At 36.3% G+C, this 17,715-nt stretch carries 15 protein-coding genes; all 15 read left to right on the forward strand.

Annotated elements, in window-relative coordinates; all coding sequences use genetic code 11:
- The first annotated feature begins 316 nt into the window (after positions 1–316).
- The 15 genes from KF816_05155 to atpG all read left to right on the forward strand — a co-directional run bounded on the left by KF816_05155 (position 317) and on the right by atpG (position 17,708).
- Positions 317–3,295 (forward strand): TonB-dependent receptor, encoded by a 2,979-nt coding sequence (locus KF816_05155; GenBank protein MBX3007402.1) that lies wholly within the window; start codon positions 317–319, stop codon positions 3,293–3,295.
- Between the two features lie 33 nt (positions 3,296–3,328).
- Positions 3,329–6,661 (forward strand): T9SS type A sorting domain-containing protein, encoded by a 3,333-nt coding sequence (locus tag KF816_05160; protein ID MBX3007403.1) that lies wholly within the window; start codon positions 3,329–3,331, stop codon positions 6,659–6,661.
- A gap of 20 nt (positions 6,662–6,681) precedes the next feature.
- Entirely contained in the window at positions 6,682–7,713 is a 1,032-nt protein-coding gene (locus tag KF816_05165; GenBank protein ID MBX3007404.1) for a PorV/PorQ family protein, read from the forward strand.
- Between the two features lie 159 nt (positions 7,714–7,872).
- A complete protein-coding gene (locus tag KF816_05170) occupies positions 7,873–9,252 on the forward strand; it encodes a GWxTD domain-containing protein (protein ID MBX3007405.1) in 1,380 nt (459 codons plus the stop codon).
- A 3-nt stretch (positions 9,253–9,255) separates the two neighbouring features.
- Positions 9,256–10,131 (forward strand): hypothetical protein, encoded by an 876-nt coding sequence (locus tag KF816_05175; protein ID MBX3007406.1) that lies wholly within the window; start codon positions 9,256–9,258, stop codon positions 10,129–10,131.
- The gene (locus KF816_05180) at positions 10,119–11,144 is read left to right on the forward strand and encodes a glycosyltransferase family 9 protein (protein MBX3007407.1); all 1,026 of its coding nucleotides are present in this window, start codon (positions 10,119–10,121) and stop codon (positions 11,142–11,144) included. The genes KF816_05175 and KF816_05180 overlap by 13 nt, the downstream gene beginning before the upstream one ends.
- Positions 11,145–11,191: 47 nt before the next feature.
- Entirely contained in the window at positions 11,192–12,031 is an 840-nt protein-coding gene (locus KF816_05185) for a M23 family metallopeptidase (GenBank protein ID MBX3007408.1), read from the forward strand.
- Positions 12,032–12,040: 9 nt separating this feature from the next.
- Positions 12,041–12,403, forward strand: a complete 363-nt coding sequence (locus tag KF816_05190) for a polymer-forming cytoskeletal protein (protein ID MBX3007409.1) — start codon at positions 12,041–12,043, stop codon at positions 12,401–12,403.
- Positions 12,396–12,644, forward strand: a complete 249-nt coding sequence (locus KF816_05195; protein ID MBX3007410.1) for an AtpZ/AtpI family protein — start codon at positions 12,396–12,398, stop codon at positions 12,642–12,644. The genes KF816_05190 and KF816_05195 overlap by 8 nt, the downstream gene beginning before the upstream one ends.
- 379 nt (positions 12,645–13,023) lie before the next feature.
- Positions 13,024–13,863 (forward strand): F0F1 ATP synthase subunit A, encoded by an 840-nt coding sequence (gene atpB, locus KF816_05200; protein MBX3007411.1) that lies wholly within the window; start codon positions 13,024–13,026, stop codon positions 13,861–13,863.
- 30 nt (positions 13,864–13,893) lie between these two features.
- The gene (gene atpE, locus KF816_05205; GenBank protein MBX3007412.1) at positions 13,894–14,112 is read left to right on the forward strand and encodes an ATP synthase F0 subunit C; all 219 of its coding nucleotides are present in this window, start codon (positions 13,894–13,896) and stop codon (positions 14,110–14,112) included.
- Positions 14,113–14,147: 35 nt separating this feature from the next.
- On the forward strand, positions 14,148–14,690 hold the full coding sequence (atpF, locus tag KF816_05210; protein MBX3007413.1) for a F0F1 ATP synthase subunit B: 543 nt from the start codon (positions 14,148–14,150) through the stop codon (positions 14,688–14,690).
- 2 nt (positions 14,691–14,692) lie between these two features.
- Entirely contained in the window at positions 14,693–15,250 is a 558-nt protein-coding gene (gene atpH, locus KF816_05215) for an ATP synthase F1 subunit delta (protein ID MBX3007414.1), read from the forward strand.
- Positions 15,251–15,272: 22 nt separating this feature from the next.
- Positions 15,273–16,820, forward strand: a complete 1,548-nt coding sequence (gene atpA, locus KF816_05220; GenBank protein MBX3007415.1) for a F0F1 ATP synthase subunit alpha — start codon at positions 15,273–15,275, stop codon at positions 16,818–16,820.
- 3 nt (positions 16,821–16,823) lie between these two features.
- Positions 16,824–17,708, forward strand: a complete 885-nt coding sequence (atpG, locus tag KF816_05225; protein ID MBX3007416.1) for an ATP synthase F1 subunit gamma — start codon at positions 16,824–16,826, stop codon at positions 17,706–17,708.
- Positions 17,709–17,715 lie beyond the last annotated feature (7 nt).

A 17,715-nucleotide genomic window follows, 5' to 3' on the forward strand; every position in this document is an offset into this window, starting at 1 on the left:
TGAATAGTAATTTCTCGAAAAAAAATAGGGATTTTTGGCAAATGACACCAAAAATCGTTAAAAAAATTTGATTTAATAGCTCTGTTCGTTTATTTTGTACACGCTATAATGTATCTAAATCAAATTTCGTCTTTGGACGATGTCATTATTAATTAAGTTCCATGGTATTAAGGGCAAAAAAAAAGTACCATAATTTTGAAAGAAAATAAAATGATACATAAACAAGCCAGGGAGGAAATTATTGATACCCTTTTTACAAGATTTAACATTTCAGAAAACCCTTTCTTAATTAACCAACAAAACTAAGGAGTAAAATATGCATCGAAAGATTTTTTACTTTTTGCTTTTTCTAGCTCTTTGCCCTGCGTTACTTCAAGCAGGAACAAAGGGAAGAATTAAGGGAAAAGTAGTCGATTTGCAGACAGGCGAAGCATTAATAGGTGCTAACATTATTGTATTAGGCACCAGTACTGGAGCTTCATCCGACGCAAATGGTGATTTTCTCTTACAAAACCTTGAAGCGGGTGTTTATTCTGTCCGCACTTCCTACATCGGCTATCAATCAATCACAATTACAAATGTGAGAGTAAATGCCGATTTAACAACTTACGTGGATTTCGAGCTTCCAAGCGAAGATGTTCAAGTAGGTACTGTTACTATTGTTGCACAGAGACCTATGGTGCAAAAAGATAATACAAACGCGGTTCGTATTACAACAAGTGAAGATATTCAAGCATTGCCAATTCGAGGCGTTAATAACATTATTGGTTTAACCGCTGGTGTTGTTCTACAAAACGGAACAATTTATGTACGTGGCGGAAGATCCGATGAAGTTGGTTACTACTTAGAGGGTATTTCAATTACAAACCCTGTTGCCGGCGGTAGAGGTGTTACTCTTTCTCAAGACGCGCTTGAAGAAATTCAAGTACAAGCTGGTGGTTACACCGCTGAATTCGGAGGAGCTAATGCCGGTATTATCCGTCAACAATTCAGATCTGGCGGATCACAATTAAAAGCAAGTTTAGAATACATTACCGATAATGTTACTTTCCAAAGTAAATCGGATGCTTTTAATGGCGAAAAACGTTTAGGTGCTCACTGGTGGGGTTATGATGAATTGAGTGCTGTTTTAAGCGGTCCTCTTTTCGAAAATAAAATTAAGTTCTTTACAAATTTTAACTACCAATATAATAGAGATGGAAGTCCACAACCCTGGCCAGGTGCAAACCTTGGTATTATTGGTGATCCAGCAACTCAAGATACAATTGATTTAACCTACCCTGCTGGTCCTCGTAAAGGGGTTCAAGATCAACGTTATACATTTACTGGTACATTAAACTTTGATTTAAAACCGGTTATGTTAAGAGTATCTGGTACTTATACCGATGCTAAAGGTCAAAGCGGCGGCGGAGGTATTCGTAGTTTATATCAAACACGTCAAGGTATGAATGAAAGCTCAAACGGCTCATTCGGCTTAAAACTTACTCACGTTTTAAGTCCATCTATGTTTTATGAATTATCTGCAGGTTATTATTTCCAATCAGCTGAAACTTATACACCTGGTTTAGGAAGTGATTACTGGGCTTATGGTGATAGCGTTGCCAGTGCTAATACAGGCTGGACAATTCCTAGAACACCTCAGGATATCGCTAACGGAAGAATCGGACGTTACAGAACTCCAACTACAATCAATGTTCTTGGATTTACTTTCAATAGAAATGGTGCGGTTCCACAAGCATGGGCTATTTCTGATAGAAATAATATTGTGTTTAATGGTTCTCTTTCTTTCTTAGTTGGTAAAGCTCACTCATTCAAAGTAGGCGGGGAGTATATGCAATATGTAATTAGAAACTGGGGCTTGGGCCTAACAGCTATGACAGGTCTTGCAGCAAAAGTTGCTAATTATGCAGTTAGTCCTCAGTACCCAACATTGGATTCATGGAAACGTCAATTGCTCATCACCGAAGGTGTGAACAATTACGGTTACGATGTATTTGGAAATGAAACTGATGATGGTATGTTCGACGCTCCTCATAAACCAGTATTTGCAAGCGCTTATATTCAAGACAGAATTGAATATGAAGATCTTATAATTAACGCTGGTTTGAGATACGATTATATCGATATCGATAATCTTGAATTTGTTGACCCAACCAGAGCTGATCAAGCAATCAACAGCACAACTGGTGAACTAATTGAAGCAGGCTGGAAAAAAGTTCCTACATTTAGCGCTGTAAGTCCACGTATCGGTTTCTCATTCCCGGTTACAGACAGAACTGTATTCCATGCCCAATTTGGAAAATTCGTTCAACAGCCATCTTTAAATACAGCATATAGAGGCTATTATAGATTAGGTTTTGAATTAAAGGGCGGTTTCTTTATTTCCCAACCATCTGGTTCTACGATCAGACCTACAAGAACAACTCAATATGAATTAGGATTTACACAACAATTAACCGACTTTATGTCATTCGACATTACCGGTTACTATAGAGATATCAGAGATCAAGTTCAATACGCAAGCCAAGCAGTAGATAGACTTTCTGCATTCCAGAATTATGCTATCTTAACAAATGGCGACTTTGCAACTACAAAGGGTGTTGAATTAACTCTTAATATGAGAAGATATCAAAGATTAGCAGTTAACGCGTCATTATCATTCCAGGATGCGCGCGGTACCGGATCTAATCCTTACTCAAATACCGGTGTTGTTGGCGCTCCACTCGATGGCGTAACTGTATTCTATCCAAAATATATCAGCCCTCTTACATTTAATCAGGCTCTATCAGGAAACATGAATATTGATTATAGATTTGGCTCAAATGATGGACCAGCAATTCTTAACGATTTTGGTGTTTCATTATTAGCAAGATTTAACAGCGGTCACCCATACACAAGAGGTACTGGTGCATTGAATGCTGAAACAGATGCTCGTTTCAGATCACCAATTGAACCATTAAACTCTTCTTCAACACCTTCTGCATTAAATGTAGATTTACGTGTTGATAAAACCATCCGTTTGTTCGACCGGTTGTCATTAAATATTTATGTTTTTGTAATAAATTTATTCGACAAGAAAAATGTTGAAAACGTATTCCTAAGAACTGGTTCTGCTGAAGATGATGCTGTAATTAGCAATCCTGAACTTTCAGCTCAATTGTTAGCTACCTATGGACCAAGATATGCTGATTTATATAGAGCATTACAGATTGATTATCAAGGTGGTTATGGTGGTGACGGCTTCTTATGGGGTCAACCACGTCAAATCCGTTTAGGATTCAGGTTGGAATATTAATTTCAAGAAACGAAAAATTAACAGGAGTAAAACATGAATATAAAATTAAGCAGATTATTTACCGCAGCACTGCTTGTGTTAGCTATCTCCGGCTTGGTGATTGCTAAGGGAAGCGGTGGTAAAAAAGCTGCAACTCTTTACAAGTCTGCCGGCGAACCGGTTTATACCAAATTCAATATTAATAATATTTCTACCTGGATTAAAAACGATGGTGAAACAGATATTAATCAAAATGGTAACTCCGGATTGGTTTTCCCAAAAGGCAGTAACAGAGCTGCAGTGTTTCAGTCAGGATTTCTTTGGGGTGGTAAAGTAGATGGCCAAGTTCGTGTTGGCGGTTCGGTTTACCGTCAAGGACTTGTTCCTGGTTACATTAAAGCTGATGGATCAAGAGTGATGCCGGAAGCTTCTGATGTAAGAATTTATAGAGTTAGAAGAGATTGGGCTGAAGGTTCAATGAATTCTGAAGTAGCTGACGGCGACGGCGCCACTGCAGAAGAAGTTCGTGCCCAGTATGAAAAAGATTGGATGGAATGGCCTGTTCATCAAGGCGCTCCTTACGAAGACGTTGATGGTGACAAACATTACAATCCAGCAATTGATATTCCTGGCGTTCCAGGCGCGGATCAAACTGTATTTTATGTTGCTAACGATTTCGACGCCGCTCAAACAGACTTCATGTATGGATCATTACCAATGGGTATTGAACAACAAGCAGTTGTTTGGGGCTATAATGCCACAGGCGCTTTAGGTAATATGCTATTTAGAAAATTTATTATTATTAATAAAAGTGCTGATAGAAAAGCTTTCACAGATATGTTCGTATCATGGTGGAGCGATCCCGATCTAGGTGATGCCGGTGACGATTATGTTGGTTGCGACACTACGTTATCATTGGGATATTGCTACAACGCAAACGCTACAGATGCTACTTACAATCCATTTCCTCCTCCAGCAGTTGGATTTGACTACTTCCAGGGTCCAATTATTCCTGGCGTAGCTACAGATACAGCTATCTTTAAAGGAAAATATGTACCAGGCAAAAAGAATATGCCTATGACATCTTTCTACTTCTTTATTAATAGTGATGCTATCTATACAGATCCTACACAAGGTAACTATGAAAGAGGTACATTAGGATTCTATAATTTATTCCAGGGAAGAGTATCAACAACTGGTAATCCATTTATAGATCCAAATACAAACTTGCCAACTAAGTTCGCTCTTGCCGGCGATCCAATAGCAAAGACAGGTTGGTTAGATGGTCAGTTACACCCACCTGGAGATAGACGTTTAGGTATGGCTTCCGGTCCATTTAATATGGCTTACGGCGATACTCAAGAAGTTGTATTAGCTGAAATATGCGCCGGTGCAACTCCTGGAATCGACAGACTGCAAGCTATTCAATTATTAAAAGCATATGACGTAGCAGCTCAAATTGCATACAACCGTTTCTTCGATCTTCCAAGACCTCCACAAGCTCCAAGAGTTACTGCTTCTGCTCTTGATGGCGAACTTATTCTTGTTTGGGGAAGTGATCCTGCTGGAGTTGCCGCAACTGAAGGTTATTCAAATTTCGGTTACCATTTCCAAGGATATAATGTTTATCAACTTCCTTCAGCTACTGCACAAGCCGCTGAAGCCGTTCGTATTGCTACATTCGACATAGTTGATGACGTGAAGAAAGTTGTTGACGTTGTTCTAGATCAAGGTGTTGAAGTTCAACAGCTTGTTGCATTTGGTGACGATACAGGTATCAGCAGATCAATAAGAATTAAAACTGATGCGTTGAAAGCTGGGCTACCATTAGTTAATGGTTCCCGTTATTTCTTCGCTATCACTTCTTATGCTTATAATCCTGCTCCTCCATTCGGTCCAAAAATTCTTGAAAATCCAATTGCTATTATTGGTTCAGGTGGACAAGCTGGTTTAGTACCACAAAAACCAAACCCAGGTGTTAGATTAAACGCTAAAGCTGGTGACGCAGTAACAGCGGTTCGTGTGGCTGGTGTTAGTGATGGAATTATTGGTGCCACTGTAGTTGATCCTGCAAAAGTAACCGGTAAAAAATATACAATTACATTTGCTGATGATCCTGCTCATCCAGGTGCAGTTCTCTGGACTTTAGCTCAGGGTTCAACTGTGTTATTAAAAGATCAAGCTAATTTAAGTGGTGATGATGACTACTTGATTGTTGATGGTCTTCAGGTAAAAGTTCAAGGTCCTCCTCCAGGTATTAAACATGATGACTTATTTACTACAGATAATACCAAACTTTGGGGATGGAATTGGGTTAAGGGTACAAGAAGATTAACATGGGCAGGCGGCGATGGATTCCATTTAGAAGGATTTAATGGCGCTCTTGGCTGGACAAGTCCTCGTGCTATCTTCCGTGATGGAAACATGGTGGTTAAAGCTCACGAAGCTAAGAATGTTGAACTCCGTTTTGCGAAAGTTGATTTTACAGGCAATTTTGGCCCAACTTTAAACCCTGCAGATCCAAACGTATCATATGGTTACAGATATATGAGAGCTGCTACAGCTGCAGCTGCAAAACCTGAATTCGCACCTTTCATTATTAATAAAGTAGGTAATTACTCGTTCCAAGCATTCGAGAAAAACGTTCCTCTCTCCGCATGGAATATAGACGATCCTGCGAATCCAAAACGTTTAGCAGTCGGATTCCTTGAAAACAACGTAGCAGCTGGTTTGGTTGATGGTGTTTATTGGCCAGGTGACTTTAATGTTATAACCGATAACGTAAGTGCGGCTACAAGTACAAGAGAATGGTTATTTATATTTGATGAACCATACTCTGAAACTGTAAATCCAGTTAATCAAGCTGCTCTTATCAGCACTGCTCCTCAAGATCCACATAGAATAATGTACACAGCTACATGGAACAGAAGAGGCGCGGTTGCATTTTCACCAGGCGCTACGGGAGATGACGTATTACAAATATTCGCAAATAAAGTAATTACAGCTTCTGATAAATATGAAATTACAGCTCCTTCAGTAACTGTTTCAGATGAATTGGCAAAAGAAGACGTTAAAGAAATTAACGTATTTCCAAATCCATACTATGGCGTAAACGCACAAGAATTGAATAAGTATCAAAGATTTGTAACTTTCACTCATTTACCTGCAAAAGCTACAATCAGAATATTCAATTTAGCCGGACAATTGGTAAGAACACTTCAAAAAGATACACCTGAACAATTCTTCAGATGGGATCTTCAGAATCAAAGTCAATTACCTGTTGCAAGCGGTTTATACATAGTACATGTTGACATGCCAGATTTAGGTGAAACAAAAATCTTAAAGGTCGCAATTATTCAAGAACAACAGCTGCTGGATAGATTCTAAAAAACGAAGGAGAATAAAAAATGAAGAAAATAAAATTAATTGGTAGTTTACTAATAATTTCGCTCTTCGCCTCCAGCAGCATTTTTGCAGGTGGAGGAAGCCGTAACGGTACTGCTGGTGCCGCACAGCTTCTTATTCCTGTAGGTGCTCGTGGAATTGCGATGTCAGGAGCGTCATTAGTTGGTTCGAGCGGTGTTGAAGCAATATTCTGGAACCCCGCTAACTTATCACGCGGTGAATCGGCAACAAATGTTATGTTTTCACACATGAATCATATTGCTGATATCGGTGTTCAATATGGCGCAGTTTCTACAAATATTGAAGGATTCGGCGCTATCGGTTTAAGTCTTAAATCTCTTGATATCGGCAGTATTGCAGTTACTACTGTTGATAATCCTGATGGTACTGGTCAAACTTTTGCTCCTCAATTCATGACTTTAGGCGTTACCTATTCACGCCTTCTTAGTGATAGAATTGCGGTTGGTTTGACAGCTAACTTTGTTACAGAAAAAATTGAATTGGTTTCATCAACCGGTATCGCTTTTAACGTTGGTATTTCCTACAAAAACTTAGGAAACGTTGACGGTTTGAGCTTTGCTCTCGTTCTTAAAAACTTAGGTCCTCAAATGAAATATGATGGATCAGGTTTATTGGTTAGAGCTACAGCCGGCGACTTAAAGAGACCAACCCAATTTTATAAATTGGATGGAGCCGGATTTGAATTACCATCTACATTAGAACTTGGTTTCGGATACGCATACAATTTCAATGAATCTAATGCATTGTTATTAAATGGCGTTTTCCAAAACAGCAACTTCTATGGCGATGAATACAAATTAGGCGCTGAATACGGTTTTGATAATACTTTATTTATCAGAGGCGGTTACGATTTATTACCAGAACTTGATGCAGATAACGATATCTATGGTTTAACTGCTGGTTTTGGTGTTAAATATAATATGGGCGGCGTTGATCTTAAATTGGATTACGCTTACCGCGAAGTTAAATTCTTTGATGCTAACCATGTATTTACAGTTGGTTTAGGATTCTAAAGAATCTCTCCATTTTTGCAAAAAAGCCCGTTTCCTTTTTAGGAAATGGGCTTTTTCTTTTTAAGCCATTAGTGTTTATTTTAGAAAGAGATAAATTTTATCTTTGTTTCAATTACTATTTTCAGTTAAATAGAACGCCTAATTTTTTGAGGAATTAAAATGAACAATGTTCTTAAAATATTTCTTTTCTTAATGTTAACCGCGCAAGTAGCTTTGCCGCAAAATCAATTAAATTTTGAATTTGATTACGCCCGATTTAGTTACGATTCTTCAACAGTTTATCTTGAGTTTTATTATGAGCTTAATCCGAAAGGTATGGCAATATCTACAACGGAAATGGGGGATAAGATAGAGGCTATTGTTCATATAGAAATGAAGAACAGCGAAACAGGCGAATATTTTATAAATAGAAAATGGAAAATTGAAGATATTCTTGATGAGAATGATTCCATAAGAATAGCCAATTCATTCAAAGGAGTACTCGGTTTTGCGGTTCCAGTAGGTAAATATGAATTACAGGTTAATGCGTACGACGCAGAAAACCAAGCGCTTAATAAAAGGATTTCAGAAAATTTGGAGCTAAAAGCATTCAATTCCGAAAAATTTGAGATGAGTGATATTCAACTTGCGTCAAATCTCAAACTTCAGGATGCCGACCCGAATTCCATATTTTATAAAAATACATTGGAAGTTACACCAAACCCAACAATGGTTTATACCGAGAAAATGCCGATGCTCTTTTTCTATGCCGAACTTTATAATTTATTCTTAACTAATCCCGAACAGAATTTTGTACTTCATAAAAATTTGTTTAATAGTTCGGGCCAGCAGGTAAATAGAACAGAAAAAGTAATTAAGCCCGGGAAAAAGTCGGTTGTGGAAGTGGGGACACTAAATCTGAGTAAATTTCCAACAGATTCATATATTTTTGAATTGAGTTTAGTCGATCCTGCAACTAACCATGCATTTTCAAGTTCAAAAAGATTTTATTTATATAATCCTAAAGTTCAAACCGCTGTGTCGGATGTGGCATTTAACGCAAATGTAGCTTCAAGTGAATATGGAATTATGTCTGCTGAAGATTGCGACGCAATGTTTCAGTATATACGCTACATAGCAACTCAAAGAGAAAAGGAACAGTATGCTAAACTGGATTCGGTTAGCACAAAGAGGGAGTTTATGTTTAATTTCTGGAGGGGAAGAGATTCAAATCCATCAACCCCGGTAAATGAATATAAAACTGATTATATGCGAAGAGTTAATTTCGCTAATCAAAATTACAGCATAATGAAGCGTGAAGGATATCTTTCCGATAGAGGAAGAATACTTCTGATGTACGGTGAACCGGATCAGCGCGATTTTTACTCCAATGAAGCGCATTTAAAACCTTATGAAACCTGGTTCTATAATGCCATAGAAGGAGGTGTAACGTTTATTTTTGGTGATGTTACCGGTTTTGGAAATTTCGAGCTTCTTCATTCAACAAAACGAGACGAAGTTAAAGATGATAATTGGATGAGACGAATTAGCACCGAATAAAAGATGAGGCCAAAACATAAAATCGAGTATCTATTATTTTATTTTTTTGTTTCTCTTTTTAAAATAATTGGATTGAATAATACCCGGCAGCTGGCTTCGGTGCTAGCCCGGGTTTTGTTTTATTTAATCCGTGCGAGAAGAAATGTTGTAATCTCAAATCTCACAAAGGCATTTCCCGAAAAAAGTTATGAAGAAATTAAAAATATCGCATTCGAAAACTATCGCAATACTCTCATAACTTTTTTTGAAATGATGGTATGCTCATCATTAAGTAATAATGAAATACTTGAGCAAATCGAGCATGCGAGCTTCACAAAATTTAATGAGGAAATTGTCAATCATAAATCGTTGCTGTTAGTAACTGCCCACCTTGGCGGATGGGAGTTTTCAATTGTCTCATTACCTCTAATTATTAGTAGAACTATAAATGTATTGGTGCGAGAGCAGAGTAATCCCGGAGTTACTGCATGGCTTAGCAAATCGAGAAGCAGTAATGGATGTAAAATAATTCCGGCAAATATTTCTATCCGGCACTTATATGAAGCTCTTAAAAGAGAGGAGATTGTAATAATTGCAGGAGATCAGCGTGGAGATGCTCACGGTCCCCGTTTTACATTCTTTAATACATCTACAGCGCTATACACCGGGTTGGCCAACATATCTGTAAAAACTGAATCTCCAATAGTAGCATATTGTTTTGTGCGTCTTCCAAATAATAAGTATAAAGTAGACTTTAAAAGAATTGATTTAGCTTTAGATATTAGGGAAAAGGAAAAAAGAGTTAATAGAATTACTCAAAACTATATTTCATTTGTTGAGAGTGTGGTAAGGCAAAACCCCGAACAATATTTTTGGATGCATAAACTTTGGAAACATTAAAAAATATTTTGGTTATTCAAACAGCGTTTTTAGGGGATGCTGTACTTACGCTACCAATGATTGAAGTTATCAAAAATAAATTTCCATCGTCGAACATTACGGTCGTGACTATTCCGGATACCGCCGAACTATTTCGTCATTCTCCTTTTGTAGATGAGGTAATTGAATATGATAAAAAAGGAAATGATAAATCGTTATTTAGTTTAAAGGAATTTATTGGTTTAATTAAATCCAAAAGATTTGATGTTGTGTACACTCCACATCGCTCTGCCCGATCAATTTTAATCACCCGGTTTTCTGGAGCCAAGGATACTTACGGTTTTGATAGAGCCGCATTTTCATTTCTATTAAAAAATAAAATAAAGTATGATGATAAGATTCATGAAGTTGCCAGAAACTTGAGTTTAGCTGGATACAACCTCGAAAAGAATACATGGAAAATTAGACCCAGAATTACAATACCTGCAGAGGCAGTTATTAGAATAAATAAATTAGTGGAGCAATTTCCATATAGTAAAATTGCGGTAATTGCACCTGGTTCGGTTTGGAAAACTAAAATTTATCCTAAAGATTATTACTTTCAAATCACAAGATTTCTTATCGGCAAAGGCATTAAAATTTTTATGATTGGTGGCAAAAAAGATTCTTATTTGTGCCAGGAATTTGAGGATCGATTTGAGGGGTATGTTAAATCGTATGCCGGGGATTTATCCATTATTGAATCGGTCGCACTGATCAAGAAGAGTCAATTATTAATTTGTAACGACAGCGCTCCAACTCATCTTGGAATGATTGCTGGTACGGCTACTCTTACATTGTATTGTTCGACTGTAAAGGAATTTGGTTTTTATCCATATTTAGAAAATAGCGGGTATCTTTCTTTTGATAACCTTAAATGCAAACCATGCGGAATTCATGGTTTGGATAGCTGTCCAATCAAAACCTTCGATTGCGGACTAAAATTGACACCGGAAATGGTTAATTCAAAAATATCTGAAATGCTCAAACTTTAATACTAACCTGTGAATCTTTATATTTGCTCTGCCTAAAAGGAATTTTAATGAAATTTAATTTAAAAGATATACGCGATTTTTCTGTCTATATAACTCCTAATTTTAAAACAACAACTACAACGCGTTATAAATTTAGTCTTATTAAAATGTTGATGTATATTGGCTTATACACAATTACAGCCTGGCTATTTCTTCTTGTTATTCTTTCTGTGACCCCCTTAAAAAACTCGCTTTTTGTAATTGATGATAACGAAATGGTTGCGCAGGCAGAAAAAATTGAAGCTCTGCAGAACAAGGTTTATGATCTCACTGCCCAGCTTCAAAGTCTTGCTACTAATAATGAAAGACTAAAATTTGCATTTCAGCTAGCGCAAAGAGACAGTATAAAAAAAGATGATTCTTTATATAATACTCTACAAAAAACTATTAAAAAGAAGATAAAAATTGGAGGCGATTTCTACACTGCATTTATCTCGCTAATAGATAAATATTTCCCGAATTCAGATACAATCAATAATAAAATGATATTTATTGAACCTACGCAGGGAGTTATTACTCAAAGTTATAAACCTGAAAAAGGACATTTTGGAACCGACTATGGTGTAAAAAAAGGTTCTCCCGTATTTGCCTCAGCTGGTGGATTAGTTATATTTTCTGGCTTTACCCCCGATTTTGGTTACACAATAATTATTAAACATGACAATAATTATATAACATTATATAAGCATTGTTCATCTTTATTAAAAAAGTCAAGAGACATCGTTTATCAAGGTGAATTAATTGCATTGAGCGGCAACTCTGGTACAAATACAACAGGTCCCCACTTACACTTCGAAATATGGCATAATGGTAAGTCGCTAGACCCGGAATCGATATTATTAAAATAGGAGATTTATATGGCGTCAAAAAAAGAACTCTCACATGAAGAAGTTAGCATAATTGCTGGCGGTGTTAGTATTGATGGAAATTTGACGAGTAACGGTAATGTTCGAATAGATGGAAAAGTAGTTGGTAATGTTAAAGTTACTGGTAACCTAACTCTTGGCGAAGGGGGAGATATTCATGGGGAAATGATTGCGAGAAATGTAACTTTAAGCGGTTCAGTGAATGGTAAAGTTACAGCAGTTGAAAGACTTCGCTTGGAAAATAAAGCAGTTGTGAATGGGGATATTATCTCAAAACTATTAATTATTGAAGAAGGAGCCAAATTTGAGGGAAATAGCTCTATGACTTCTCCAACAATAAGTCAAAATGTTTGATAAAGATTCATCTTCATTTGAAAAGATTGCTAAGTCCTATAGAGAAATTGGACCTTACCTTGGATTAGGACTTCAATTAGCCGCAACAATGGTGTTTTCCTTTTTCATTGGGAAATGGGGAGATGATTACCTTGGTACCCGGCCAATTTTAACAATTAGTGGAGCATTTCTCGGAGCATTTTCGGGGATTTATAATTTCATTAAAACTGTATTAAACTTAAATAAGAAAAATGACAAGTAAGCAATTAAAAATTTCAACAATAGTGCTTTTAAGCCCACTATTAATCACCTTTTTCCTCAATATCACAAATTTGATAAACAATAATATTTTCTACTCAATACTGATTGCTGGAGTAATTATTATAATAAATTTTATACTTTATCTCCTGTTTTTCAATTTATCGATCGGTAAAAAGAACAATCTCTTCCTAATTTACATTATGGGGGGGATGGGTGTTAGGCTCTTTATTGTACTTCTTTTAGTATTAATATCGTTAAAATTCTTGAAAATTGACGAAACTGGCTTTATATTTGCACTCTTTGTATGGTACGTGTTGTCATTAACTGTTGAAATTGTCCTGGTGAAGGGCAAACTAAATAATAAGGTATAGCCGATTCTAATGTATTTCAGTGAAGCAAATAATGTAGCGGATACTGTTGCGGCAGCATCAAAATCTCAAGATACTGGATGGATAATGCACCATGTGTTGGATGCTAGGGAATTAGATTTTTCTCCTTTCGGAATTATTCATCTGCCCCAGCTTCATCTTTTTGGTTTTGATATTTCCATTACAAAGCATGTAGTTTTTCTCTGGCTTGCAGCAATTATTTTATTTGTCGTTTTAAGAATAGTAGCTAAATCATATAAAAATTCTTTAGTACCAAAAGGTGTTTCGAATTTTACAGAAGTGTTGATACTATTTGTAAGAGATGAAATTGCAAAACCAACTATTGGCAAAGGGTACGAAAGATTTCTCCCTTATTTATTAACTGCGTTCTTTTTTATTCTTACTTGTAATTTTTTAGGATTACTTCCTTACGGATCAACCGCTACCGGAAATATTGCTGTTACAGCAACTTTAGCGACTCTTTCGTTTTTTGTAATTCAATTGGGTGGAATAAAGCAGAATGGTTTCTTTGGTTACTTTAAAGGACTGCTGCCGCATGGCTTACCAACTTGGCTTATCCCAATAATGTTAGTAGTAGAATTGTTAGGATTATTCACAAAACCATTTGCATTGGCAATTCGTTTATTTGCGAACATGACAGCTGGACATATTGTAATACTAGCGCTATTGGGATTAATATTTATACTAAATACTTATGTGGTAATTCCAGTATCAATAGCGTTTGCGTTGTTTATATATTTACTCGAAATTTTAGTAGCGTTAATACAAGCATATATTTTTACCATGCTGTCATCACTATTTATTGGAATGGCAGTTCATCAAGAACATTAATAATAAACAGAATATAACAGGAGGATCTAAATGGATTTCGCATATTTAGCAGCCGGATTTGGCGCAGCATTAACAGTAATTGGCGGTGCTTTCGGTATCGGAAAATTAGCAAGTTCAGCTATGGAAGCAAGTGGACGTCAACCAGAAGCCGCAGGTGATATCAGAACATCAATGATTATTGCTGCCGCTCTTATTGAAGGTATTTCTTTATTTGCACTTGTAATCTGTATCTTATTAGCTCTTAAATAAAAAACGGTTTTCTCTTTGTCAAAAAGGTAAGTGAAATGAATTTACTTTTAATATCAAACATACTTGCATTTGCCGGCGGCGAAGTTGGCGGCCCACTGGATGTAAATCCCGGCCTAATTTTATGGACGGTTGTTACATTCCTTATTTTATTGTTTATTCTTTCAAAATTTGCCTGGAAGCCAATACTCTCTTCCCTTCATGAAAGAGAAAGCCAAATAAAGGAATCGCTTGAAAAAGCTGAAACCGCGCGCCTCGAAGCTGAAAAATTAATTGCGGCCAATAAAGCCAATATATTTAAGGCGGAGGAGGAAGCTCAAAAAATTGTTGAGCAAAGCAGAGAATATGCCGAAAAACTGAAAACACAGATCCTTGAGGAAAGTAAATTAAACGCAAAAAAAATGATTGCTGATGCTTCGGTAGAAATTGAAAGAAAAAATGCAGAAGCATTTTCTAAACTAAAATCTCAGGTTGCGGAAATTGCAGTTGATGCCGCCGAAAAAATTATCCGTCAAAATTTGGATAAAGAGAAACAACTTAATATTGTTAACAAATATCTAGACGATATCACTAAAAATTAATAATGAGCGTTTACAGAATATCATATCGTTATGCAAATTCTTTATTTCAATTGGCAGTTGAAAAGAAAATCTTTGATAAAGTATCTCAGGATGTTACCCTTTGTTTTAAAACTCTTATTCAATCTAAAGAGTTGAGAGCTGTTTTAAAAAGTCCAGTTATTAAAACCACTGATAAAAAATCAATACTTACGCAGGTTTTTAAAGGTAAAGTTTCTCATGATTTACTTACTTTTTTAGAGTTTGTAATTGATAAGGGGAGAGAAGATATTCTTTTTGAGATACTTAAAGAATTTCTGGTATTGTGCGATAAAAAAAATGGTGTAGTTAGAGCGAGAGTATCGTCGGCAATCGAATTATCTGAAAACGCGAAAAAAGAGATCCTTAGTAAATTTTCCGTAAAAACTAATAAAAACATTGAAGCAGATTTTATTGTAAATGAAAGTTTGATTGGAGGTTTTACAATCAACATAAATGATACGATTTATGATGCGTCAATAAAGCAGCAGCTTCGAAATCTTAAAAAGAAATTTTCCGAAGAAGTGAGTATATCTTTTAACTAGTCGAAAAATTAGGAATATAAAAATGGCAGAAATTAGACCTGACGAAATATCAGCAATACTTCGTAAGCAACTTGCCGGCTTTGAAAATGATGTTGATGTTTATGATGTTGGTACTGTTCTTCAAGTTGGCGATGGTATTGCACGAGTATATGGATTATCGAATGTAATGGCGAGCGAGTTAGTAGAATTTCCAAACGATGTTACAGGAATGGTATTGAATTTGGATGAAGACAGTGTTGGTTGCGTTTTGTTTGGTGAAAGTTCCTTGATCAAAGAAGGGGACACTGTAAAGAGAACTAAAAGAGTTGCCTCATTTCCTGTCGGCGATAAAATGCTTGGTAGAGTAGTTACTCCTCTCGGTGAACCTGTTGATGGAAAGGGGACTGTTCAATTTGACAAATATATGCCTATTGAAAGAAAAGCTCTTGGAGTAATTCAACGACAACCAGTTAAAGAACCACTTCAAACTGGTATAGGCGCAATTGATGCGATGATACCAATTGGACGTGGCCAACGAGAACTTATCATTGGTGACCGCCAAACTGGCAAAACTGCAATTGCTATAGATACTATTATAAATCAAAAATATACTCATACCGAAGAAGCAAAAAAATATGGCGTTAAACCTGTTTATTGCGTTTATGTAGCTATTGGTCAAAAAAATTCAACTGTTGCTCAGGTTGTTGGTAAACTGCAGGAAGCTGGCGCCATGGAATACACTACCATAGTTTCGGCACCGGCATCATCACCGGCTCCTCTTCAATATATCGCCCCTTATTCTGGTGCTACACTTGGTGAATTTTTTAGAGATAATGGTAAACATGCATTAGTTATTTATGATGATCTTTCCAAACAAGCCGCGGCTTATAGAGAATTATCATTGCTTCTACGCAGACCTCCTGGACGTGAAGCTTATCCAGGCGACGTATTTTATCTTCATTCTAGATTGCTCGAACGTTCTTCAAAATTAAGTGAAGATTTGGGTGGAGGAAGTTTAACCGCACTCCCAATTATTGAAACACAGCAGGGAGACGTTTCAGCATATATTCCTACTAACGTGATATCAATTACAGATGGGCAAATTTATCTTGAGCCAAGTTTATTCAACTCTGGTGTTCGCCCCGCTATTAACGTAGGTATTTCAGTATCTCGTGTGGGTGGTAATGCTCAAATTAAAGCTATGAAAAAAGTTGCCGGCTCACTTAAACTTGATCTTGCTCAATATAGGGAATTAGAAGCGTTCGCAAAATTTGGATCTGATCTTGATAAGTCAACAAAAAGAACTCTTTCCAAAGGGGCTAGATTAGTTGAGTTATTGAAGCAAGGACAATACGCTCCGGTTCCTATTGAAAAGCAGGTTGTGGCAATTTTTATCGGAACAAATAATTATTTCGATTCGATTGAAGTTAAAGATGTAAAAAGATTTGAAAAAGAATTTCTAGAATATGTTGAATTAAAATATCCTCAGATTTTTGAAAATATTTTATTAACAAAAGAATTGAAGGATGATACTGTTAGTCTAATTAAAAAAGCAGTAGAAGAGTTTTTAGAAAAGTTTAAAAAAAGCTGATAGATGGCAACTTTAAGAGACATAAAGAGAAGAATTGTTGGAGTTAAAAATACTCAGCAAATTACCAAAGCAATGAAAATGGTTGCCGCGGCAAGACTGCGTAGAGCCCAAGAAAATATTATTAATGCAAGACCTTACTCAAAAAAAATCTCTGAAGTATTGTCTCATCTCATGCTTAGCGAAAAAAGTTTTTCTAATCCGTTACTAGTCGAAAGAGACGTTAAACGGGTTGCTGTAATTGTTGTTACATCCGATCGTGGTTTATGCGGTAGTTTCAATATGAATGTTATTCGTACTGCCGAGGAGCAAATCAAAACGGAATATGCCGATTATCAATTGTCGGGTAATCTCGATTTATATTGTATCGGGAAAAAGGGAAGTGATTATTTCTCCAAAAGAGATTACAAATTAGCCGATTCCCACACCGGTGTTTTTTCATCATTAAAGTTTGATTTTGCCTCTTCACTAATTAAAAGCTTTTCATCAAAATTTTCCAGTGGTGAATTAGATAAGGTAATTGTTGTTTTTAATGAATTTAAATCTGTCATTCAACAAAAAACGGTTATCCAACAACTACTCCCAATAAAACCTATCGATGATAAAATATCCGAAACAATTAGTGTTGCCGATTATATTTACGAACCAAATAAAGTTGCTATTATAAATAATTTACTGCCGAAGTATTTAAATGCACAGATGTGGAGAATATTGCTGGATTCTTTTGCCGCTGAGTTAGGCGCTAGAATGACAGCTATGGATATGGCTACTGAAAACGCTAAGGAATTGATACGATCTTTACAATTAACCTATAATAAAGTTAGGCAGGCAACTATAACTAAGGAAATTTTGGAAATTGTTTCGGGTGCCAACGCGCTCAAAGAGTCTTAATTACTTT

This window comes from Melioribacteraceae bacterium (assembly GCA_019638015.1).
Taxonomy (GTDB): Bacteria; Bacteroidota; Ignavibacteria; order Ignavibacteriales; family Melioribacteraceae; genus JAHBUP01.